Raw genomic sequence first — 21421 nt, 5'->3', positions numbered from 1 at the left:
GTCCCCCGTATCCGCAGGCCGGGACCACAGCGTAGCCAGCCCGGGCGGGGACTGGCAAAAAGTTTCGCGATACGCTAGACATGCGTCACTTATTGACAACTCCTGGTTGGGAGCGAGCCGTGCGTCAACTCGACCTTGTCGTGATCGTGCTGTACCTCGTGGTGATCGCCTATGTCGGACTACGCCTGTCCGGCAAGCAGAAGTCCGCGAAGGACTACTTCGTGGGCGAGGGCCGGCTGCCGTGGTGGACCGTCTCGTTCTCCGTTGTCGCCACCGAGACCAGCGTCCTGACCGTGATCAGCGTGCCGGGTGGCGCCTACAGCGGGCAGGGGTTCGGCAACGTCGAACTGGCCCTGGGTTACGTGATCGGACGGGTCGTCGTGGCCGCGGTGCTCATCCCGCTCTACAAGCGGGGCGGTTTCGTGAGCGCCTACCAGTACCTCGGTGAGCGGTTCGGCCTGAAACTCCAGGGCCTGGCGTCTGTCACGTTCGTCTTCACCCGCCTGCTCGCCGAGGGGGTGCGGCTGTTCGCCTCGGCCATCCCGATCAAGCTGCTCCTCGACGAGTTTGGGCTGAATGTCGGCTATCAGGCGATCATCATCGTCCTGACCCTGATCACGGTGATCTACACCTACCTGGGCGGCATCAAGGCGGTCATCTGGACCGACGCCATCCAGATGGGGCTGTACCTGGGCGGGGCGATCCTGGCCATCGCGGTGCTCAGCCACGCCGTGGGCTTCGACGGCTACTCGCAGGCGCTGGACGCCGGCAAGTTCCAGCTCTTCGACACCAACCTCGACCTCGCGCACGTGCTCACCAGCCCGTTCGCCCTGCCGACCGCGATCATCGGTGGCGCGATCTTCGCAATGGCCAGCCACGGGTCGGACCAGCTGATCGTCCAGCGCATCCTGTCCACCCGCACGCTGCGCGAGGGACAGCAGGCGATGATCTCCTCGGGCATCTTCGTGGTCATCCAGTTCGCGGCGTTCTCCCTGGTCGGCGCGCTGCTGTGGTCGTACAACAAGGGTCAGACCTTCAAGGAACTCGGCCTGAACAGCAGCGACAACCTCTACCCGAGCTTCATCCTGCACGCCCTGCCGGTGGGCATCTCGGGCCTGCTGGTCGCCGGCATCCTCGGCGCCGCGATGGGGTCGCTGTCGTCGGCGCTGAACTCGATGTCCAACTCCACCGTCGCCGACTTCATCCACAGCTTCTTCCGCAAGGTGCCCTCCGACGACACGATGCTGCGGCTCGCCCGGGTGATGACACTGGTCTGGGCGGTGTTGATGGCGGTCTTCGCCTGCGCGTTCAGCTCCAGCACCGGCAACGTCTACCTGACCGGCCTGACCATCGCCGGCTACACCTACGGCGCGCTGCTCGGGGCCTTCCTGCTCGGCCGCCTGGTCAGCCGGGCCAACCAGGTCGACGCGTTCGTCGCCTTCCTGGTCACGGTGGCGGTGATGACCTACATCGTCCGCTACGTCAAGATCGACGTCACGACGGCCGGGCACACCGTCCCCACCGCCATCGCCGCGCAGTGGCTGGTGCCGATCGGAGTCCTGATCACCCTGCTGGTCGGCGCGGTGTCGAGCCGGTTCCACGCGGCCCCGGCGACTCCCTACGACCATGGACGCGCCGACGAGATCGACGACGCGGCAGAGCCCGCCGGCCGGGCATGAGGGAGAACATGATGCGTGTCATCGGCCTGATGTCCGGCACCTCCTACGACGGCATCGAAGCCGCCGCCGCCGAGTTCGACATCAGCGGCGACACCCTGCGGATGCGGCCACTGGGCCGGCTCAGCCACCCGTACCCCGACAAGCTGCGCACCCGGATCGCCGCCGCCCTGCCGCCCGCGCCGACCACCACCGAGGCGATCACGGTGTTGGACACCGGCATCGGCCAGGCCTTCGCCGAGGCCGGCGCGCGGGCGCTCGCGGAACTGTGCGGCGCAGACGCCGACCTTGTCGTCTCGCACGGGCAGACCATGCACCACTGGGTCGACTGTGGTGTGGTCCGGGGCACCCTGCAACTGGGTCAGCCGGCCTGGATCGCGGAGGCCACCGGCCTCCCGGTCGTGGCCGACCTGCGCACCCGCGACGTCGCCGCGGGTGGCCAGGGCGCTCCCCTGGTCGCCCTGTTCGACGCGCTGCTGCTGCGTGGTCTGCCCGGCGTCCCCGCCGCGCTGAACCTGGGTGGCATCGCCAACATCACTGTCGTCGCGCCGGACGCGGACCCGCTCGCGTACGACACCGGCCCGGCCAACGCGCTCCTCGACGCCGCCGTGCGCCACTTCAGCGGCGGCACCGAGGAGTACGACCGGGACGGGCGCGGGGCGGCGGCCGGGCAGGTGGACCAGGCCCTGCTGCGGCGGCTGCTCGACGAGCCGTACTACCGGCAGCCCGGCCCGAAGAGCACCGGCAAGGAGCTGTTCCACGGGCCGTACCTGCTCGCCGCCCTCGCCGACGCGCCCACGCCGGAGCCGAACGACGTGCTGGCCACGCTCACCCGGCTGACTGCGGTCACGGTGGCCGACGCCTGCCGTGAGCACGGCGTCACCCGACTCGTCGTCTCCGGCGGCGGCGCGCACAACCCGACGCTGCTGCGCATGATCGCCGAGGAGTTGCCGGGCGTCGACCTGTCGTCGAGCGACGACCTGGGCGTGGCGTCGGACGCCAAGGAGGCGCTGGCCTTCGCGCTGCTGGGCTACCTGACAGTGCACGGGCTGCCGGGCACGCTGCCCTCGGGCACCGGCGCGCGGCACGCCTCGGTGCTCGGCAGCATCACCCCCGGTCGCCAGCCGCTGCGGCTGCCGGCGCCTGTCGACACCGCTCCGGACCGGTTGCAGATCGTCGCCGACTGACCACCCTCCCGGGAGGATCCGCCATGAGCACCGTCCTACCCCCGCCGACCACGGCCGGCGTCCGCGCCCGCGAGGTCGCCGACCTGCTGCGCTCGCGCCTCGATGACCCGAGCCGGGCCAGCGGCGACCTGCCCCGCAGGCTGGCGGCGGCGCACGACGCCTCGCCGTACCTGTTCGAGCCGCAGGCCGTGGTGCGCGCCGCCTCAGCGGCGGAGGTGGGGGCGCTGATGGCGGGCGCCCGGGAGGCCGGCGTTCCGCTGACCCTGCGCGGCGGCGGCACCAGCCTCGCCGGGCAGGCCGGCGGCGCGGGCGTGCTCGTCGACGTCCGGACCGACTGGCGGCACGCCGAGGTGCTGGACGACGGCCGCCGCATCCGGCTCCAGCCGGGCCTGACGATCCGGCAGGCCAACGCCCGACTGGCCCGCCACGGACGCCGGCTCGGCCCGGACCCGGCCAGCGAGGCCGCCTGCACCGTGGGTGGCATGGTGGCCAACAACTCCAGCGGGATGACCTGCGGCACCACCGACAACGCGTACCGCACCATGGAGTCGCTGCGCTTCGTGCTGCCGTCCGGCACCGTCGTCGACTCCGCCGCCCGCGACGCCGACGACCGGCTGCGGGCCGACGAGCCGGAGCTGCACGCCGGGCTGCTGCGGCTGCGCGACCGGGTGCGCTCCACGCCGGGGTCGCGCGCCACGATCGAGCGGCTGTTCGCGATGAAGAACACCATGGGGTACGGGCTGAACTCCCTGCTCGACCACGACAGCCCGGCCGACATGCTCGCCCACCTGATGATCGGCAGCGAGGGCACTCTCGGCTTCGTGGCCGAGGCCGTCTTCCGGACCGTCGAGATCCACCGGCACGCCGCCACCGGGCTGCTGATCCTGCCCGGTCTCAGCGCCGCCACCGACGCGCTGCCCGCCCTGCTCGCCGCCGGTGCGCGTACCGCCGAACTGCTCGACGCGGCCGCGCTGCGGGTCAGCCAGCGCGACCCGGACGCCAGCGCGGCCCTGCGCGGCCTGACGGTGACCGGGCACGCCGCGCTGCTCGTGGAGTTCACCGAGGACAGCGCGGAGCGGCTGGCCGCGACGCTTGCCGACGCCCGAGGTGTGCTCGACCGGCTGCCCGCCGTCACCGGCACCGAACTGACCCGCGACCCGCGCGAACGGGCCAAGCTCTGGCACCTGCGCAAGGGCCTCTACACGGCTGTCGCCGGCGCCCGCACGCCCGGCACCACCGCCCTGCTGGAGGACATCGCGGTGCCGATGCCGCGCCTGACCGGCACCTGCGACGGGCTGATCGGCCTGTTCGACAGGCACGGCTACCCGGACGCGGTGATCTTCGGGCACGCCCGCGACGGCAACCTGCACTTCATGCTGACCCAGTCCTTCGACACACCTGCCGAGATCGACCGCTACGCCCGGTTCACCGAGGACATGGTCGACCTCGTGCTCGCCGAGGGGGGCACCCTCAAGGCCGAGCACGGCACCGGCCGGGCGATGGCACCCTTCGTCCGCCGCCAGTACGGCGACGAACTGTACGACGTGATGCGCGACCTCAAACGGCTGTGCGACCCGAGCGGCCTGCTCAACCCCGGTGTGCTGCTCAACGACGACCCCACCGTGCACCTGCGGCAGCTCAAGGCCGTCCCGACCGTCAACCCCGAGCTGGACGCCTGCGTCGAGTGCGGCTACTGCGAGCCGGTCTGCCCCACCGCCGACGTGACCACCACGCCCCGGCAACGCATCGTCCTGCAACGACAGATCGCCCTCGCCACCGCCGCCGGCGACGAGGAGCGCCGCCGGGAGCTGACCGCCGACTACGCGTACGCCGCGGTGGACAGCTGCGCCGCGGACAGCCTCTGCGTCACCGCCTGCCCGGTCGGCATCGACACCGGCGCGGCCATGAAGCGGCTGCGCGCCGAGCGACACAGCCCCGCCGCCCAGCGCACCGCCCGCGGTGTCGCCAGGCACTGGAAGGGCGCCGTGACCGGCGTCCGGGTCGGGCTGACCGCCGCGCACGCCGTGCCGACGCCGCTGACCCGGGCCGCCACCGGGGTGATCCGTGGACTCGGCGCCACCGAACTCGTACCCCGGTGGAGCGACGACATGCCGCGCGCCGGCGCTCCCCGCCCCCGACCCCGCAGCGCGCCGGACGCCCAGGCGGTGTTCTTCGCGGCCTGCGTCGGTAGCCTCTTCGCACCGGACGACGGCGAGTCCGGCGGCGCGGCTGCGGCGTTCCTGCGCCTGTGCGAGCTGGCCGGCGTGCCGGTCGTCGTGCCGGCCGCCACGGCGGGCCTGTGCTGCGGCACGCCGTGGCAGTCCAAGGGTTACCCCGCCGGTCACCGCGAGATGGCCGAACGGACCCTGGCCGCGCTGTGGGAGGCCAGCGACGAGGGCCGCCTGCCCGTCGTGTGCGACGCGTCGTCCTGCACGCACGGGCTGACCCAGCTGACCGCCGCGCTGGCCGAGGAGGACCGGGCACGGTACGACGCCCTGCGCTTCGTCGACAGCGTGACATTCACCGCCGAACACCTCCTGCCGGCGCTGCCGCAGCCCCGGCGGCTGGGCTCGTTGGCCCTGCATCCCACCTGCTCCACAGTGCACCTGGGCGGCAGCGACGACCTGCGCACCGTGGCCCAGGCGGTCGCCGACACCGTGACAGTGCCGGACAGCTGGGGGTGCTGCGCCTTCGCCGGCGACCGGGGGCTGCTGCACCCCGAGGTCACCGCCGGCGCCACCGCCGCCCAGGCCGCCGAGGTCAACGAGCGCCACCACGACGCGTACGCCTCCTGCAACCGCACCTGCGAGATGGGCATGAGCCGGGCCACCGGACAGCCGTACCGGCACGTGCTCCAGGTCCTCGTCGAGGCGGTCGAGCCGCAGGTGTAGCCGTGCGGAGGGGCGTCAGCGCAGCGGGCCCTGGCCGGGATCGGACGTCAGCCGCCCACACCCCGGACCGCCTCGATGATCGTCTCGGTGACCTCGCTCGGCCGGGCCACCACCATGGCGTGCGAACCACCGGCGACCTCACGCTGGCCCCGCGGTTGGGCCCGCTCGGCCATGAACCGGTGCGCGGCGACCGGGATGTTGTTGTCGGAGTCCCCGAACACGAACCAACTGGGCAGCGATCGCCAGGCCGGGTCGCCGGTGAGCCCGTCACCCAGGGCCTTCTCAGTGATCGGCCGTTGCGTCCGGGCCATCTGCGCGGCGACGTCGGCCGACACGTCCGCGACGAACTGCTTGTGGAAGGTGTCCTGGCCGATCGCGACCTCGTTACCGCCGGTCGACAGCGGGTATTTCACGAGCGTGTCGGCGAGCGTGCTGCCGGGGAACTTCCCGGACAGCGACAGCCCCGACTCGCCGGTGTCCGGGGCGAAGGCGTTGACGTACACGAGGGCCCGCACCAGTGGTTCGTCGGCAGCGGCCTGCGTGATCACCATGCCGCCGTAGGAGTGTCCGACAAGAACGACCGGCCCGCCGATCCCGTGGACCACGTCCCGCACGTACGCGGCGTCGCCGGCGACCTCCCGCAGCGGGTTGGCGGCGGCCACCACGTCGTACGCGGCGCCCAACCGCTCGATCACGCCGTTCCAACTCCCCGACTCGGCGAACGCCCCGTGCACGAGAACGATTGTGGGCTGCGGATCAGACATAACGCGCACTCCCTCACTCGGTGACACTTGTTGCACCCACGGCCGCGCCGGTGCGCCTGAATACCCGTCACGCGAGGCCGAAACATGGAGCCAGCCGCCGTCCTCAAACGTCAGCGGGTTGCTCCTTCGTCAGGTGCAGCAGCCAGCCCTCGCCGGTGCGGATGAGCGCGTACCGGCGTCGGCCGGTGCGGCCGTGCAACGTGAACACCATGCGGCGCTCGGTGCGGTCGTGCTCCTCCCACGTCCCGATGTCGGCGATCGACTTGTCGGCGTCCTGGTAGGTGAGGTGATCGAGGTGGTGGTCCGGCACGGCGATCGCGAGCCGGTTGGCACGGGGACTGTCCGGCAGGCCGCGGGGCACCGCCCAGGAACGCAGCACACCGGCCTCCTCCAGCCGCAGGTCGAAGTGCGGTCGCGGCTTGCGGTGGTGGTGCAGCACGAAGGCGGGTGGCACGCCGACCATTGTCGCCGCCCCCGCCCCTCTCGGTGACCTGACTGTCCTGTCCGGCGACGGCGACGGCGACGGCGACGGCGACGGCGACGGCGACGGCGGCGACCATCCGGCGTACCGCCTCGGTGATCAGCTCCGGTGCGGTGGCCAGGTTCAGCCGGACGTGCCCGTCACCGCCGTCGCGGAAGGCGGCGGAGCCGAACCACTCACAGTGGCGGCCAGGCATTTGTCAGCAGCTGCCGGAAGTGCGCCGGGAACCACTCGCCGATCGGCGGCGCGGCCGGCATCGCCCCGGTGGCGTACGGGGAGCTGCGCGGCGCGAGGTAGTTCGGGTCGCACAGCGGCTCGTACGGCAGACCCGGGGTCGGGCTGCCGGCGCTGCCGTCGGACTCGCCGGGCGGCTTGACCCACGCGTAGGCGTCGATGCCCGGCTCCGGTTCGGCGGCGGGCCGCTGACCGAGGCCGGAGCCCACCTGGTTGCACCAGTTCCCGACGTAGGCCCGCCGGTCGATCCGGCTGCCGTCGACGTACCGGTTCACGTCGCCCGCGGTCGCCGGCCCGGTGGGGCGGCCCGGGCCGCCCCACCCGTTGCGTGAGGTGTCGACCACGACGCCCACCTGCGGGGAGAAGCCCACCTCGGTCAGCAGGGCACGCATGTGCCGCGCGTAGGGCACCTCGTCGACGAACGGGTTCCAGTCGACCCACCTCGACTGGTACACCGGCTGGCCGTTGACGACGTCGTCGGCGCGGAAGTGCTCCTCGCGCAGGACCGAGTAGTTGGCGGTGTTGGCGACGAAGCCGTGCACGTTGGCCACCGTGCTGCCGGCGGCGGTCGCGGCCTGGAGCAGCAGCGCCGTCAGCGGCGCCGAGTCCTCCGGCCAGCCGACTTCGCCGTGGTGACTGATGTCCAGGTACGGGTAGACGTTGGGGACGGTGCCGAGCCGGGCCAGGGCGTACCCGATCCCCTGCTGGTAGGTGCCGCGTGCCAGCACCTCGTCGCAGGCCGGGGTGGCGGTGTACCGGATGCCGGTGTTGACGACGAGGTTGGGCAGCGAGTTCGGCTCGACGAAGGCGACGATGCGCAGGTCGGCGTAGCGGGGAGCGGCGAGGATCTCGACGATCGGATCGACGAACTCGGCCTCGTACCGGGCGGTGTCGTCGATCGACAGCTCCCCCTGTGGGGCCCGCCGGCCGCAGTCGCGGGCCGGCAGGTTGTAGAGGGTCAGCTGGACGAGGTCGGCGCCCTGCGCCAGGGCGGCGTCCAGATGCCCGCGCAGGCCGAGCACCCCGTCGGTGCCCTCGATCCGGGCAATCCGGTCCAGCCAGACGGCCGTCGGCTGGCCGGCGACAGTGGCACCGCCGGGCTCGGCGGCGGCGCGAGCGGCCCATTCGGGATTGACGTAGACCCGGGCGCCGGCGTAGGGGTTGTCCACCCTGGGCGGCGGATCGGCGGCGTGGGCCGGACCGGCGTTGGCGAGCACCCCCACCAGCAGGACGGACACGGCGGCGAGGAATGGGCGGACCGGTGGCATGGTCACGGTGGTGGCTCCCTCGGAGCTGACCTGGGCGTCGGGCCTGCGCCCTCGGCCAAAGACTTATCCATTTAGATCTATTATCGCACCCGTCGCGTCCCAGCGCATGAAACCCTAGTTGACACATAGGAATTGTGGGTTAGCGTCGTATCCATGACCAGCCAGCACACCCTGCTTCGGGGCACCGCCATCGCGGTGTCGCGGGGATGCTGCCGCGGCTGGACCGCCGCCTGCGGCTGCTGCCGCTGAGCGAGCGTTACCCGCTTCCTCCATCCCCGGCGCCGCCGGCTCGACGACGACCGGCAGCCGTTCCCTCCACCCGAGCACCGGATGCGCGCCGAGCCGATCGCGCGGGCTCCCACCGGGTGCCCCGCTGGCGACGACGCGATCGTGCTCGCCGAGCCGCTGATCAGCAGTCCCGGCGACGGCGCCGCCCCGACCACGTGGGGTGCCGCCCCGTCCCGCAACAGCCACGAAGGAGTCCTACGTGACATCACCATCCCTCCTGGATCGACGGGCCTTCCTGTCCGCCACCCTCGGCGCGGTCACGCTGGGCCTGACCGCCTGCGCCGGCGACGAGACACCCCCGGTGGCCCTGGCCGCCGGCGAGCCACTGCCGGAGGCGGTGCCGAAGGGCACCAAGCTCGTCATCGGGGACAAGGAGCACCAGAAGGCGATCGAGTTCTCCGGGGAGGCGGAGAAGCTGTCCTTCACCGTGGAGTGGGCGAACATCAGTGGCGGCCCGCAGACCCTGGAGGCGTTCCGCGCGAAGGCGGTGGATCTCGGCTCGGTGGCGGACATCCCACCGATCCACTCGCACTGGACGGGCATCCCCACGAAGATCGTCGCCTCGAAGTACCGCCAGGACCCGCTCAACCACGCCATCTACCGCCTCGGCATCGCGCCCGGCGTCGCTGTCGCCACCCTCGCCGACCTCCGTGGGAAGAAGATCGCGTACAGCCCGGGGCAGGCGCAGGGGGCGCTGATCCTGCGGGTACTCCACAAGGCCGGCCTCAGCAAGAAGGGCGTCAAGCTTGTCGAGCTGCCGAGCACGGGCGACGTCTACGGGACGGCGCTCGCCAGTCGCCAGGTCGAGGTGGCCCCGATCGGGGGCGTGCAGATCAAACGCTACGAGAGCAAGTACGGCCGGGACGGCGCGACACTGATCTCGCACGGCCTGCGCGACGACCCCGGTCACCTGTACGCGCCCGTCAGCGTGCTCGGCGATCCGGCCAAGGCGGCGGCGATCCGCGAGTACGTGCAGGCGTGGGCGCGGGCCTGGCGGTGGCGCGAGGCCAACCCCGACGAGTGGATCGAGCGGTACTACGTCAAGGACCAGGGCCTGACCACCGACGACGGCAGGTGGCTGGTCGAGAACGGCGGCGTGGCCGACATCCCGTCCAGTTGGACGGAGGCCATCGGCCGGCACCAGGAGACCATCGATCTGCTGGCCAAGGAGACGGGCAACAAGCCCCTCAAGGCCGAGAGCCTGTACGACCGGCGGTACGAAGCCGTGGGCGCGCAGGCGCTGACCGCGGGAGGCGTCAAGTGACCGTCTCGACACTGACCCGACCCCGACCGGCCACCACCGTTCCCGCCAGGCGTCCACGGCGCCGGCTGAAGCCGGGTCGACCCATCCCGTTCGGGTCGGCGATCGGTCCGATCCTGCTGCTGGCGGTGTGGGCGGCCGGTTCGGCGGGCGGCTGGATCGACCCGCGTACCCTGTCGGCGCCCTGGACCGTGGTGACGACGGCGGGTGACCTCATCGCGGACGGCCGACTTCAGGACAACCTGGCCATCTCGGCCCAACGGGCCGGCCTGGGCCTCGCCATCGGCACCGTCGTCGGCATCGTGCTGGCCCTGCTCGCGGGCCTGAGCCGGTGGGGTGAGGCGATCCTCGACGGACCGATCCAGATCAAGCGGGCCATCCCCGCCCTCGCGCTGATCCCGCTGCTCGTCCTCTGGTTCGGCATCGGCGAGCAGATGAAGGTCATCACCATCACGCTCGGCGTCTTCGTTCCCGTCTACATCCACACCCACAACGGGCTGCGCACCATCGACAGCCGGTACGTGGAGCTGGGCGAGTCGCTGCGCCTGCGGCGGACTGCCTTCATCCGCCGGATCGTGCTGCCCGGCGCGCTGCCCGGCTTCCTGCTCGGCATGCGGTTCGCGGTGGTCGGGGCGTGGCTGTCCCTGGTGGTCGTCGAGCAGATCAACTCGACGAGCGGCATCGGCTACATGATGGAGCTGGCCCGGGAGTACGGCCAGACCGACGTGATCATCGTCGGACTCGTGCTGTACGGACTGCTCGGGCTGCTGTCCGACGGTGCCGTCCGGCTTGCGCAGAGGAGGGCACTGTCGTGGCGACGCACCATGGCGGACTGACCGCAACCCGTACCGTCCGGGTCCAGGGACTGGTCCGTGGCTTCGGGAACCGGGCCGTCCTGGACGGGTTCGACCTGGAGTTCGGCGCTGGCGAGTTCGTCGCGCTGCTGGGCCGCAGCGGCTCGGGCAAGAGCACCCTGCTACGTGCGCTCGCCGGTCTGGACGGCGACGCCACCGGCTCCGGCCTGGTCGACGTACCGGAGAACTCCTCGGTCGTCTTCCAGGACGCCCGGCTGCTGCCCTGGCAGCGGGTCCTGGACAACGTCGTGCTCGGCCTGCGCGGGCCGGACGCCCACCAGCGCGGCCGCGCGGCACTCGCCGAGGTCGGCCTGGCCGGGCGGGAGCGGGCCTGGCCGAACGAGCTGTCCGGTGGCGAGCAGCAACGGGTGGCGCTGGCCCGGGCACTGGTGTCCGAGCCGGAGCTGCTGCTCGCCGACGAGCCGTTCGGCGCGCTGGACGCGCTGACCCGCCTGCGCATGCACGGCCTGCTGCGTGAACTGTGCGCCCGGCACCGGCCCACGGTGCTGCTCGTCACCCACGACGTCGACGAGGCCATCACCCTGGCCGACCGGGTCCTGCTGCTCGACGCGGGTCGGATCGCCGTCGACCTCGCCATCGACCTGCCGGCGCCGCGCTCGTACCGGCAGCCGCAATTCCTCGCGTACCGCGAAACCCTGCTGCGCGCACTCGGCGTCGAGCAGACGGAAGGATGACCATGCTGCACCTCAACGCGTTCCTGATGGGCGTCGGCCACCACGAGGCCGCCTGGCGGCTGCCGGAGAGCGACCCGTTCGCACAGACCGACGTCGCGCACTTCACGCGCCTGGCGCGCATCGCCGAGCGGGGCAAGCTCGACTCGCTCTTCCTCGCCGACAGCCCGGTGCTCTGGAACAGCATCGGCCGGCGGCCGGCGGGCACGCTCGAACCGACGGTGCTGCTCACCGCACTGGCCGGCGCGACCCGGCACATCGGGCTCATCGCGACCGCCTCGACGACGTACAACGAGCCGTTCAACCTGGCCCGCCGGTTCGCCTCGCTGGACCACATCAGCGGCGGCCGGGCTGGTTGGAACATCGTCACCACGGCCGGCGTCGACGCGGCCCGCAACTTCAACCTGGACGAGCTGCCCGCCCACCGGGACCGGTACGAGCGGGCCGCGGAGTTCGTCGAGGTCTCACTGAAGCTCTGGGACAGCTGGGACGACGAGGCGCCACTCGGCGACAAGGACGCCGGCCGGTGGGGCGACGACGGTCTGCTCTACCCGCCCCGCCACGTCGGGCGGCACTTCCGGGTGGCCGGCGCGCTCAACGTTCCGCGCTCACCGCAGGGCTACCCGCTGCTGGTGCAGGCCGGGTCGTCCGAGGACGGCAAGGAGCTGGCCGCCCGGTACGCCGAGGCCGTCTTCACCGCGCAGCAGACGCTCGCCGAGGCGCAGGAGTTCTACCGCGACCTCAAGCGCCGCGCCGCGCAGGTCGGCCGCGACCCGGACTCCGTCAAGATCCTGCCCGGCATCGTGCCGGCGGTCGCCCCCACCGAGGCCGAGGCCCGCGCGCTGGAGGAGGAGCTGGATCGGTTGATCAAACCGGAGTACGCGCGCGCCCAGCTCGCCACCACGCTGCGGGTCTCCCCCGAAGACCTCGACCTGGACAAGGAGCTGCCCGCCGACCTGCCCAGCGAGGACGAGATCCAGGGCGCCAAGAGCAGGTACACGCTCATCGTCACCCTGGCCCGGCGGGAACGCCTGACCGTACGCCAGCTCATCGGCCGGCTCGGCGGTGGACGCGGGCACCGCACCTTCGCCGGCACACCGGAGCAGGTCGCCGACGCCATCGAGCAGTGGTACCGCAGCGGCGCCGCCGACGGCTTCAACATCATGCCGCCGGTGCTGCCGTCCGGGCTGGAGACGTTCGTCGACCACGTCGTGCCGATCCTCCAGCGCCGAGGGCTGTTCCGCACCGAGTACACCGGGACCACCCTGCGCGACCACTACGGGCTGCCCCGCCCGGTCAACCAGTCCGCACGGCGGCTCGCCGCCGCTTCCCACTGACCACCAGGAGAGGACCAACAATGGTCGACCAACGACCCTTCGGGCGCACCGGCGTACGGATCAGCTCACTGACGCTGGGTGCGATGAACTTCGGCGAACGGGGCAACCCCGACCACGAGGACGGCATCCAGATCATCCACCGGGCGCTCGACGCGGGCATCAACGCCATCGACACCGCCGACGTCTACTCGCACGGCGAGTCGGAGGAGATCGTCGGCAAGGCACTCAGCGGTGGGCGCCGCGACGACGTCTTCCTCGCCACCAAGTTCCACGGCCAGGTCGGCGACAACCCGCAGCACCGGGGCAACTCCCGCCGCTGGATCTACCGGGCCGTGGAGAACAGCCTGCGCCGGCTCGGCACCGACTGGATCGACCTGTACCAGGTGCACCGGCCGGAGCCGGACACCGACTTCGACGAGACCCTGGGCGCGCTCACCGACCTGGTCCGCCAGGGCAAGATCCGCTACCTCGGCACGTCCACGTTCGAACCGTCGGCCATCGTGGAGGGTCAGTGGGTCGCGCAGCGGCGCGGCCGGGAGCGGGTGGTCAGCGAGCAGCCGCCGTACTCGATCCTGGCCCGCGGGATCGAACGCGAGGTGCTGCCGGTGGCGCAGCGCTACGAGCTGGCGGTGCTCCCGTGGAGCCCACTGGCCGGAGGTTGGCTCTCCGGGCGCTACCACGGTGGGCTCGACGCGCCGATCTCCCGCCGGGCCGACCGGTTGCCCGCCCGGTTCGACCCGGCGTGGCCGGCCAACGCCGCCAAGCTCGCCGTCGTCGACGAGCTGGCCGCCCTCGCCGACGAGGCCGGTCTGTCCCTGATCCACCTGGCCATCGCGTTCGTCCTGGAGCACCCGGCCGTCACGTCGGCGATCATCGGCCCACGCACCCTCACCCATCTGGAGTCACAGCTCGGCGCCGCCAAGGTGACACTGTCCCGCGACGTGCTGGACCGCATCGACGCCATCGTCCCGCCGGGCACCACGTTGAACCCCGCCGACGCCGGATACCAACCGCCGTCGCTGAGCGACCCGGCACAGCGGCGTCGCGGCGGGAGGAACGGCCGATGAGTGCGGAGTTTCTCTGGTACATCCCCAACCAGGTCGAGCCGGGCCACCGCGGCGACGACGTGGTCCAGCAGCACAACAGTCTCGACACCCTCACCGGCCACGCCCAGGCGCTGGAGCGGCACGGGTGGTCCGGTGCCCTCATCGGCACCGGCTGGGGACGCCCCGACACCTTCACTGTCGCCGCCGCGCTGGCCGCCCGTACGACGACGTTCCAGCCGCTGATCGCGATCCGGCCCGGCTACTGGCGTCCGGCCAACTTCGCCTCGGCCGCCGCGACGCTGGACCACCTGACCCAGGGCCGGGTACTCGTCAACATCGTGTCCGGCAAGGACAACCTGGCGGCGTACGGCGACACCGACGGCGACCAGGCCGCCCGCTACGCCCGGACCAGAGAGTTCATCCAGCTCGTGCGCCGGTTGTGGACCGAGGACGCCGTCACCTACCGTGGCGAGCACTTCGGCGTCACCGACTCCACCCTGGCGCTGCGACCGGTCGTCCGCGGTGAACGCACGCACCCGCGCCTGTACTTCGGTGGCGCCTCGGCCGCCGCCGAGGAGGTGGCCGCCACCGAGGCCGACGTCCAGCTCTTCTGGGGCGAGCCACTCGACGGCGTGGCCGAGCGGATCGAGCGGCTGCGGCACCTCAGCGAGAAGCTGGGGCGCGAGCACGCCCCACTGGAGTTCGGGTTGCGGGTCACCACAGTGGTCCGGGACACCACCGACCAGGCGTGGGCCGACGCCGAGGCGAAGGTCGCCCAACTGGCACGCCGCGCCGGCGGCATCGAGCGCCACCCGCACTGGCAGGCCGCCGTCGGCCAGCGCCGGTTGCTCGACCTCGCCGCACGCGGCGACGTGCTCGACGACAACCTCTACACCGCACCCGGCAGGTACGGCGGCGGCGGAGCCGGCACCACCTGGTTGGTGGGCTCGGCCGAGGACGTGGCGCGATCACTGCGCAGGTACGAGAGTCTGGGCGTCACCCACTTCGTGCTCTCCGACACGCCCTACCTACCGGAGATCAAACGCCAGGGTACGCAGCTCCTGCCGCTGCTGCGCGAAGGAGACGGCACCGCGCGCCGCACCAGCACGCGCGACCGGGGCGCGGTGCCGACGGCCAGCTGAACCCGATCACCCGCGGTGCGGCCCGGTCAGCTCGGCAAGCAGCGTGTATAGCCGGGCGGCCGCCGGGCGGTCGAACTCCGGTCGGGTGAGAGGCACCGGCGTTCTGCGACGCAGCGCCGTCAGTCGGGCTGTCGGCGGTTGGGCCAGCAGGGCGGCCAGGTGGGCGGCCGCGGTATCGGTGGATCTTCCGAACAGAGCGGCTGACGCGCCGACGATGGCACGTGCCGGCTGGCGGAGGTAGCGGTGCATACCGCTGTTGACGAACAGGGGGTTGTAGAGCACGTAGCGGACCTGGCTCTCCGGATGCGCGGCCGCGAAGCCCGCTCCCAGCAGGTCGTTGGCGCGTGCGCCCTGCATGGTGGCCTTGAACAGGCTGTATCCGTCGGCGAGCTGGAGGTCGTCCCAGTTGATTCCGCCGGCCCGGATTCCACCGGTGCCGCAGAGGTTGAGGATGAGCGGCGCCTCTGCACGGTCCAACGCGGGGCGAAGCCGTTCGGCGAGCAGATAACGACTGAGGACGTAGATCGCGAAGCTCTGCTCGAAACCCTCGTCGGTGACGACCCGCCGCTGGCCGAAACGTCCCGCGGCCAGCACCAACACGTCAATCTTGTCGGGGAGCCGGTTGGTCAGTGCGGCGGTCTGCCGGACCGAGGTGAGGTCCGCGTCGGCGCTGCCGATCGCGACGACCCGGTCCCCGGCTTGCCGGAGCCGGTCAGCGAGTGCTCCGCCGATGCCGCGTGTCCCGCCCGTGATCACCACTGTGCGCATACTTCATCGTGGGTCTCGTCCGAGTTCGCGGAAAGAAGGCACATCGATGTCACCGGTCCTACCGCTACCCGTGACCCTGGCCGACCACGCGTCGTGCGCGGCGACCGACATCCTGCGGCGCGTGGGCGAGAAGTGGACAGTTCTCGTTCTCGCCGTGCTCCGGGAGCGCCCCTACGGTTTCAACGAACTCGATCGCACAGTTCACGGGCTGAGCCGGCGCATCCTCACCCGCACGTTGCGGATGCTGGAGGCCGATGGGCTGATCAGCCGCCAACAGATGCCGGACCGCGTCGAGTACGCCCTCACCGACCTGGGCCACTCACTTCTCCCGTTGGTCATCGCGCTCGGCGAGTGGGCGGTCGATCACGCGTCCGAGATCGAACAGGCACGAGCGCGGGCGCGGGGGCCTGCCGGACAGCCGCCGCCAGCGGCACCGAGGCCGGCCAGGGGCTTTGACACAGCTCCTAGCGCCTGAGGTAGGCGGCCAGGCCGCCGAGCTCCTCGCTGGCGATGAACACCGACCGTACGTTGAGAATGGCCTCCTCGACGTGGGCGGAGCAGCCCCACGCGGCGTCGCCCCACGAATCGGCGATCTTGATCTCGGCCGGGGCGGTGCATCCCGGGGTGCCGCCCAGCTCACAGCGTTCCGGGTGCGGCATGGCGGCCTGCGCGGCGGCGGCGGCGCGCATCCGGGCGGCGAGTTCCGCGGCGGCGGTCGCCCGCTGCTCGGCCTCGGCGCGCAGCTCCCGTTCGACGCGTAGCACCCTGGCCAGCTCGTCATGGGCTGACCTGGCACGCTCCTCGGCGGCCCGGCGTGCCTGCTCACTGTGGTGGCACTCGATGGCCAGGGCGGCGGTGCCGGCGAAGACCCGGGCGAGGGCGAGGTCGGAGTCCTGTGGGGCCCGCGGAATGCGGTGGTACATGGCGAAGGTGCCCAGGAGGCCGCCGTCGCGGGCCAGGATCGGCGTGGACCAACAGGCCGACACGCCGGCCTGATCGGCGAGGTGCCGGAAGTCGTCCCAGAACGGGTCGGTGCCGATGTCGGTGACGATCACCGGTTGCCGCCGGTGGGCGGCCGTACCACAGGACCCGATGCCCTCGCCGGTGGCGATCCCGTCGATGGCCTCGTTGTAGAAGTCGGGGAGGCTGGGTGCGGCGCCGTGGCGCAGGTGCCGACCGTCGGGATCGGCGAGGAGGACGGAGACGAGCACTTCCTGCGGTGCCAGATTCTCGATGCAGCGGGCCATCCCGTCGAGCACCTCGGCCAGGGGCGCCTGGCGGGCGATCTGCTCCAACAGGGCGCGGTGTTCGGCCATCAGCCGTTGCGCCTGCTTGACCTGGGTGGTCTCCACGCCGAGCACCCGGATCCCGCAGACCTGACCGGCGGCGTCCCGGCGCGGCTCGTAGGTGAAGTCGAAGTATGCCTCCCGCGCCTGGGGGCCGATCCCCAAGATGACCCGGGCGTCGCCGCCGGTGTACGGCTCACCCGTGCGGTAGACCTGGTCCAGCAGGGCGATGAAGCCCTGACCGGCCAGCTCGGGCATCAGGTCCGCGAGGGCGACGCCGGTGCGGGCCCGTTCTTCGCCGATGGTGGCGAAGAACGCCGGATTCGCCGTCTCCACCAGATGCTCCGGGCCGGCCAGCGAGGCGAAGACAGCGGTGGACTGCCCGAACAACGCCCGCAGATCCTCCTCCGCCGCTGCCTGCCCGGCGCCCGCCGAATCCGCGGTCGAGGACAGCTGGCCTGGTACCGCCGTCACGTCGTGGTCCGCCTCTCGTCTGCGGTTACGGGGATGACTCGATGTGCGTCGCTCGGGGACGGTCCTCACCGTGCGCGAGGAGGTGGCTGAGGCCGCCGACGCAGCCTACCGGCGGGACGGACCGACGGCGAACGCACGCGGGTTCGAGACCTCCGGCTGCCGGCACACCCGGCAGCCGGAGGTGTCACCCGGACGGATCCGGTGCGCTCCTCGGGCTGGTCTGCGCCGGCCTGCGGACGTAGGAGACGGTTGCCCCCACCAGCAAGACGGCACCCAGGAAGAAGTAGGTGTTGATTCCGAGGCCGGCCCAGAACTCGCCAGTGGAGATGTCGTCGGTTCCGACGAAGCCGCCGCGACGGACACCGGTGACCATCAGCAGGTTCTCGGCCATCCCGGGAACGCCCCGGAGCACGAGCAGGACGCTGCCACACAGCAGCGGCGGCAGGAGTAACCACCGGGGAAGATGTCGGGCCCCGCCACGGACGGTGGTGAGGACGACGGCCGCCCCGACGGCGGACATCGAGATGAGTACGACGTTGAAGATCACGTAGGCCCGCGTACTCCAGGGCCCGTCGCCTGTCGGATCGTCGCCGGGAAAGAACACCAGGAGCACGTGGGACACCACGAAGAAGCTCAACCACGCGAGGGCGCCGTACGCCCAACGCGGACCTTCGAAGGCGGGCATACCAGCACCATCGTCGCGCCGGCACGCTGACGCCTCCCACCTTCGGGGGGCCTTCCTCCCACGACGGAGCGAGGCGCGGGATTGTCAACGCGCCCAACTCGGCCCCGAGGCGGGAGACGCGGTGCGGAGGCACCCGACCGACCGCCGCGAACATGAGCAGATGCGAATACGTGAGTGCATCGCTACTATGGGTCAGCAATCCCGACGGAAGGGAGTCGTGCCCGCGTGCGAAGTCCCGTCAACGGAACCGCGCCGACGTCTACACCGGGCCGCTCCGCGCCGCCTGTGGCCGACCGGCTGCGCAGGCTCGCCCGGTGGATGGTGCTGTTCGCGGCCGCCGTCGGGGCCGGCGTTCTCCTGGCCGTGCTGTTCGACGGGCCGGCCGCCGCCCACGCGACGCGCAGCGGCGTCGGTGACGACCCGCGGGCGCGGCTCGGCGGCCTGGTCGAGCCGGTCGCGCGGCTCACTGTCGCACGGCTCCCCGACCCGGACCGCCAGCGCGCCACCGCTGTCGACGCCCGCCGCGGCGGGGGCCCCAACGCCCCGCTGGCAGGGACCATCGCTGCCGTCGTCGCCCCCCGCGAGACGACCTTCTCGACGCCACCTCGGCAGTCGAAGGGCGCGGCGCCGGCGCTCGTGCCGCCGCCGCGGGTCGACGCGTCCGGCGCGGGGAAGCACGACCGACTCCGGGCCGTCTCCCCAGCTCGCGTGGGTCCTCGGTCAACTCGCCCGGCCCACCCGTCGCGACAGGCCACCGCTCCACCACCACTGACGCCCGACGCCGCGCCCGCCTCACCCGCGGCGCACAGGCCGGCCGACGCATCCGCGACGGACCTGCTCACCGCCACGCTGCCGCCCGTCGCGGGCATCGCCACCGCCACGCTGCCGCATGTCGTGGACATCGCCACCGCCGCGCTGCCGCCCGTCGCGGGCATCGCCACCGCCACGCTGCCGCATGTCGTGGACATCGCCACCGTCATGCTGCCGCAGGTCGTCGAGATCGTGCCGATCCGGCCTGTCGTGCTGGCGCTCCTCGGTGTCACCGACGCCGTTCTGGCACCAGTTCGCGACGCGGTGGTCGTCCCGGAGGCACCTCAACCGCCCGCTCCCCGAGCAATCGGGCCGCCCGCCGTGCGGGTGGCCGACCCGACACCCGCGCCGACCGTACCGACGCCACCGGCGGGACCGGGGGGATCGGCGGGATCGGCGGACCCGGCCCCGGCGGCCCCCGCGTTGGTGCCGCTAGCCGGCACGGCGGTGCCGACCCCCGCCGCGCCGCCGTGGGTGTCCGTCGTCGAGTGCACGCGCCCGACGGCCGCGACCCGGCACCTCGCCGCGCGTCCCGGCCCGGTGCTCGCGGAGGCCGCCCTACCAGGTCGCCCCGTCGCGCCCGCCGACCAGGATGCCGACGGTGTCGACGATGGATCGACGCCCCCGCCGGGACTGGCCCGCACTGTCGACAGGCAGTCGCATCTCGGTGTCGCACAGCCATGCGAACTCCTGCCGCTTCTCGTCGAGGGCCATACTCCGTCCGCGATCGCCCGGCCGGGCTAGGGCGGGTCGACCGACCCGGGTGGCCGGCACACACGGTCAGCTCGACCCGGCTCGGTCGACAGGTCCCCGCGCCCGTCCGCCGTGACGGTGCCACGGGGCGATGCCTATCCCGTCCCTCGCGCACGAACGCCCCGACCAACCGTTGACGTTCCGGGACCGGTGGCCGTCGTGACGCGTACCTGAGATCGGAGAGACGTGGTGATCCACGTTGTCGTCGCCGAAGACATGGGTTTGCTGCGTGGTGCGCTCTGCGCCGCGCTGTCACGTGAGGAGGACATGGAGGTGGTCGCCGACGTCGAGGGTGTCGGCGAGTTGTTGGCTGCGGTCCGGCGGTGCCGACCCCAGGTGGTGGTGTTGGCGCTGACACCGGAGTTGCCCGATCCGGTGGAGGTGGTCGCCCGGATCAACGCGGAGGCGCCGCACGCGGCCGTGCTGGCGATGAGCCCCCGGTGGAGCCCGACCCTGGTGGAGGCGGCGCTGGCCGCCGGTGCGCGCGGCCTGGTCGGTAAGGACAGCTCTCTGGCGGAGTTGGTACGGGCGATCCGCGCGCTCGCGGCCGGGGAACGGGCGATCGACCCGACCGCGGCGGTAGCGGTGCTGAGCCCTCCGGAGATCCCGTTGACAGCCCGGGAGATGGACGTGTTGCGGATGGCCGCCGAGGGTCTGCCCCTGAAGGAGATCGCCGTCCGCCTCTACCTGGCGCACGGTACGGTGCGCAACCATCTGTCGGTGATCCTACGGAAGACCGGAGCCCGCAACCGCCTGGAGGCGGTGTGGCGCGCACGGCGTAACGGCTGGTTGTAGCCGTGGGGGCGGGTCCGGCAGAAGCGTCCGGCCCCGCCCCCGTCGCCGTGCGGGCCCACCTGAGTCGTGTTTGAATGTTGACGTTGTGTGATCGCCATCGGAGTGTGGGAAGGCTCATCGTGATCCGTACCCTGCTCGCCCTGGACGGCGCCCTGGTGTTGGGCGCGCTGTCGTTCGTCCTCGCCGCCGAGGAGGACATTCGCGTCGTGGCGGAGGTCGATCGCGGCGACGCGGTCTCCGCGGCGGTCCGCGCCCAACGACCCGACGTGGTGGTGGCCGACCTCGACTTCGTCGAGGACGTCGATCCGGGTCGCCTCGACCCGTGCCCCGTCCTGGTGCTGGCCGCCCCCCATCGGGCCCAGCGACTGCGCGGCATGCTCTGCCCGACCAGGACCGTCGGCATCCTGCGCAGCGACGCCGCCCCCCAACGCGTCATCGACGGGATCCGCCGGCTCGCCCGGCGGGAGCCGGTGCTCGACGCGGATCTCGTCGTCGCGGCACTGCGCTCGGACTGCCCACTGACCATCCGGGAGACGGAGGTGTTGAGGTTGACCGCGGCGGGGGCGCCGGTCGCGGAGGTGGCGGCGTCGCTGGGGCTCAGCCGTGGCACCGTCCGCAACCATCTCGGTCGGATCGGCCGCAAGGTGGGCGCGCGTACCCGGGTGGAGGCCGTGCGGATGGCCGGCGAGGCCGGCTGGATCTGACCGGTGCCGTCGGCTCTGGTGCGTG

Annotated in this window: 19 protein-coding genes; 13 read left to right on the top strand and 6 right to left on the bottom strand. The window is 72.1% G+C overall.

Translation table 11 applies throughout. From position 1 onward, the window contains the following. Positions 1–119 precede the first annotated feature (119 nt). Genes AB0A95_RS11080 through AB0A95_RS11070 form a run of 3 tightly spaced genes read left to right on the top strand, consistent with a single transcriptional unit; the run spans position 120 to position 5754 of the window. A complete protein-coding gene (locus tag AB0A95_RS11080; protein WP_357555521.1) occupies positions 120–1679 on the top strand; it encodes a sodium:solute symporter in 1560 nt (519 codons plus the stop codon). A gap of 8 nt (positions 1680–1687) precedes the next feature. Further along, positions 1688–2863, top strand: a complete 1176-nt coding sequence (locus tag AB0A95_RS11075) for an anhydro-N-acetylmuramic acid kinase (RefSeq protein ID WP_357555520.1) — start codon at positions 1688–1690, stop codon at positions 2861–2863. A 23-nt stretch (positions 2864–2886) separates the two neighbouring features. Continuing rightward, entirely contained in the window at positions 2887–5754 is a 2868-nt protein-coding gene (locus tag AB0A95_RS11070) for an FAD-binding and (Fe-S)-binding domain-containing protein (RefSeq protein WP_357555519.1), read from the top strand. Between the two features lie 47 nt (positions 5755–5801). Here AB0A95_RS11070 and AB0A95_RS11065 read toward each other — a convergent pair whose 3' ends face one another. The 3 genes from AB0A95_RS11065 to AB0A95_RS11055 form a co-directional block, all read right to left on the bottom strand. Next, a complete protein-coding gene (locus tag AB0A95_RS11065; RefSeq protein WP_357555518.1) occupies positions 5802–6518 on the bottom strand; it encodes an alpha/beta hydrolase in 717 nt (238 codons plus the stop codon). 103 nt (positions 6519–6621) lie between these two features. After that, positions 6622–6981, bottom strand: coding sequence for a DNA polymerase ligase N-terminal domain-containing protein (locus AB0A95_RS11060; RefSeq protein WP_357555517.1), 360 nt, complete (start codon positions 6979–6981; stop codon positions 6622–6624). Between the two features lie 194 nt (positions 6982–7175). Further along, entirely contained in the window at positions 7176–8501 is a 1326-nt protein-coding gene (locus AB0A95_RS11055) for a glycoside hydrolase family 6 protein (RefSeq protein ID WP_357555611.1), read from the bottom strand. A 487-nt stretch (positions 8502–8988) separates the two neighbouring features. Here AB0A95_RS11055 and AB0A95_RS11050 point away from each other — a divergent pair, with 487 nt between their 5' ends. The 6 genes from AB0A95_RS11050 to AB0A95_RS11025 are packed head-to-tail and all read left to right on the top strand — an operon-like array spanning position 8989 to position 15121. Then, positions 8989–10053, top strand: coding sequence for an ABC transporter substrate-binding protein (locus tag AB0A95_RS11050; RefSeq protein ID WP_357555516.1), 1065 nt, complete (start codon positions 8989–8991; stop codon positions 10051–10053). After that, complete coding sequence (locus AB0A95_RS11045) at positions 10050–10886, top strand: ABC transporter permease (RefSeq protein ID WP_357555515.1); 837 nt, start codon at positions 10050–10052, stop codon at positions 10884–10886. The genes AB0A95_RS11050 and AB0A95_RS11045 overlap by 4 nt, the downstream gene beginning before the upstream one ends. Further along, positions 10862–11599: an ABC transporter ATP-binding protein gene (locus AB0A95_RS11040; protein WP_357555514.1), complete on the top strand. Its 738-nt coding sequence runs from the start codon at positions 10862–10864 to the stop codon at positions 11597–11599. Before AB0A95_RS11045 ends, AB0A95_RS11040 begins: the two co-directional genes overlap by 25 nt. After that, the gene (locus tag AB0A95_RS11035; RefSeq protein ID WP_357555513.1) at positions 11596–12933 is read left to right on the top strand and encodes an LLM class flavin-dependent oxidoreductase; all 1338 of its coding nucleotides are present in this window, start codon (positions 11596–11598) and stop codon (positions 12931–12933) included. Before AB0A95_RS11040 ends, AB0A95_RS11035 begins: the two co-directional genes overlap by 4 nt. A 20-nt stretch (positions 12934–12953) precedes the next feature. Beyond that, the gene (locus AB0A95_RS11030; protein WP_357555512.1) at positions 12954–14000 is read left to right on the top strand and encodes an aldo/keto reductase; all 1047 of its coding nucleotides are present in this window, start codon (positions 12954–12956) and stop codon (positions 13998–14000) included. Continuing rightward, a complete protein-coding gene (locus AB0A95_RS11025) occupies positions 13997–15121 on the top strand; it encodes an LLM class flavin-dependent oxidoreductase (RefSeq protein ID WP_357555511.1) in 1125 nt (374 codons plus the stop codon). The genes AB0A95_RS11030 and AB0A95_RS11025 overlap by 4 nt, the downstream gene beginning before the upstream one ends. A gap of 6 nt (positions 15122–15127) precedes the next feature. On the opposite strand, the gene AB0A95_RS11020 is transcribed toward AB0A95_RS11025, so the two are convergent. After that, on the bottom strand, positions 15128–15889 hold the full coding sequence (locus AB0A95_RS11020) for a hypothetical protein (RefSeq protein ID WP_357555510.1): 762 nt from the start codon (positions 15887–15889) through the stop codon (positions 15128–15130). 70 nt (positions 15890–15959) lie between these two features. On the opposite strand from AB0A95_RS11020, the gene AB0A95_RS11015 reads away from it, so the two are divergent. Then, positions 15960–16364, top strand: coding sequence for a helix-turn-helix domain-containing protein (locus AB0A95_RS11015; RefSeq protein ID WP_357555509.1), 405 nt, complete (start codon positions 15960–15962; stop codon positions 16362–16364). Here AB0A95_RS11015 and AB0A95_RS11010 read toward each other — a convergent pair. Further along, positions 16354–17649 carry a GAF domain-containing protein gene (locus AB0A95_RS11010; protein WP_357555508.1) on the bottom strand — a complete coding sequence of 432 codons (1296 nt, stop codon included), beginning with the start codon at positions 17647–17649 and terminating at the stop codon, positions 16354–16356. The genes AB0A95_RS11015 and AB0A95_RS11010 overlap by 11 nt on opposite strands. Positions 17650–17833: 184 nt before the next feature. Continuing rightward, the gene (locus tag AB0A95_RS11005) at positions 17834–18334 is read right to left on the bottom strand and encodes a hypothetical protein (protein ID WP_357555507.1); all 501 of its coding nucleotides are present in this window, start codon (positions 18332–18334) and stop codon (positions 17834–17836) included. 225 nt (positions 18335–18559) lie between these two features. On the opposite strand from AB0A95_RS11005, the gene AB0A95_RS11000 reads away from it, so the two are divergent. From AB0A95_RS11000 to AB0A95_RS10990, 3 genes are all read left to right on the top strand, one after another. Beyond that, on the top strand, positions 18560–19888 hold the full coding sequence (locus AB0A95_RS11000) for a hypothetical protein (protein ID WP_357555506.1): 1329 nt from the start codon (positions 18560–18562) through the stop codon (positions 19886–19888). A gap of 198 nt (positions 19889–20086) precedes the next feature. Next, on the top strand, positions 20087–20692 hold the full coding sequence (locus AB0A95_RS10995; RefSeq protein ID WP_357555505.1) for a response regulator transcription factor: 606 nt from the start codon (positions 20087–20089) through the stop codon (positions 20690–20692). Between the two features lie 119 nt (positions 20693–20811). Then, entirely contained in the window at positions 20812–21396 is a 585-nt protein-coding gene (locus AB0A95_RS10990; protein WP_357555504.1) for a response regulator transcription factor, read from the top strand. Positions 21397–21421 lie beyond the last annotated feature (25 nt).

The sequence above is a fragment of the Micromonospora sp. NPDC049230 genome, from assembly GCF_040647875.1.
Taxonomy (GTDB): domain Bacteria; phylum Actinomycetota; class Actinomycetes; order Mycobacteriales; family Micromonosporaceae; genus Micromonospora.
Note: the sequence above shows the minus strand (reverse complement) of the source record. Positions and strands in the feature narration are given on the sequence as shown.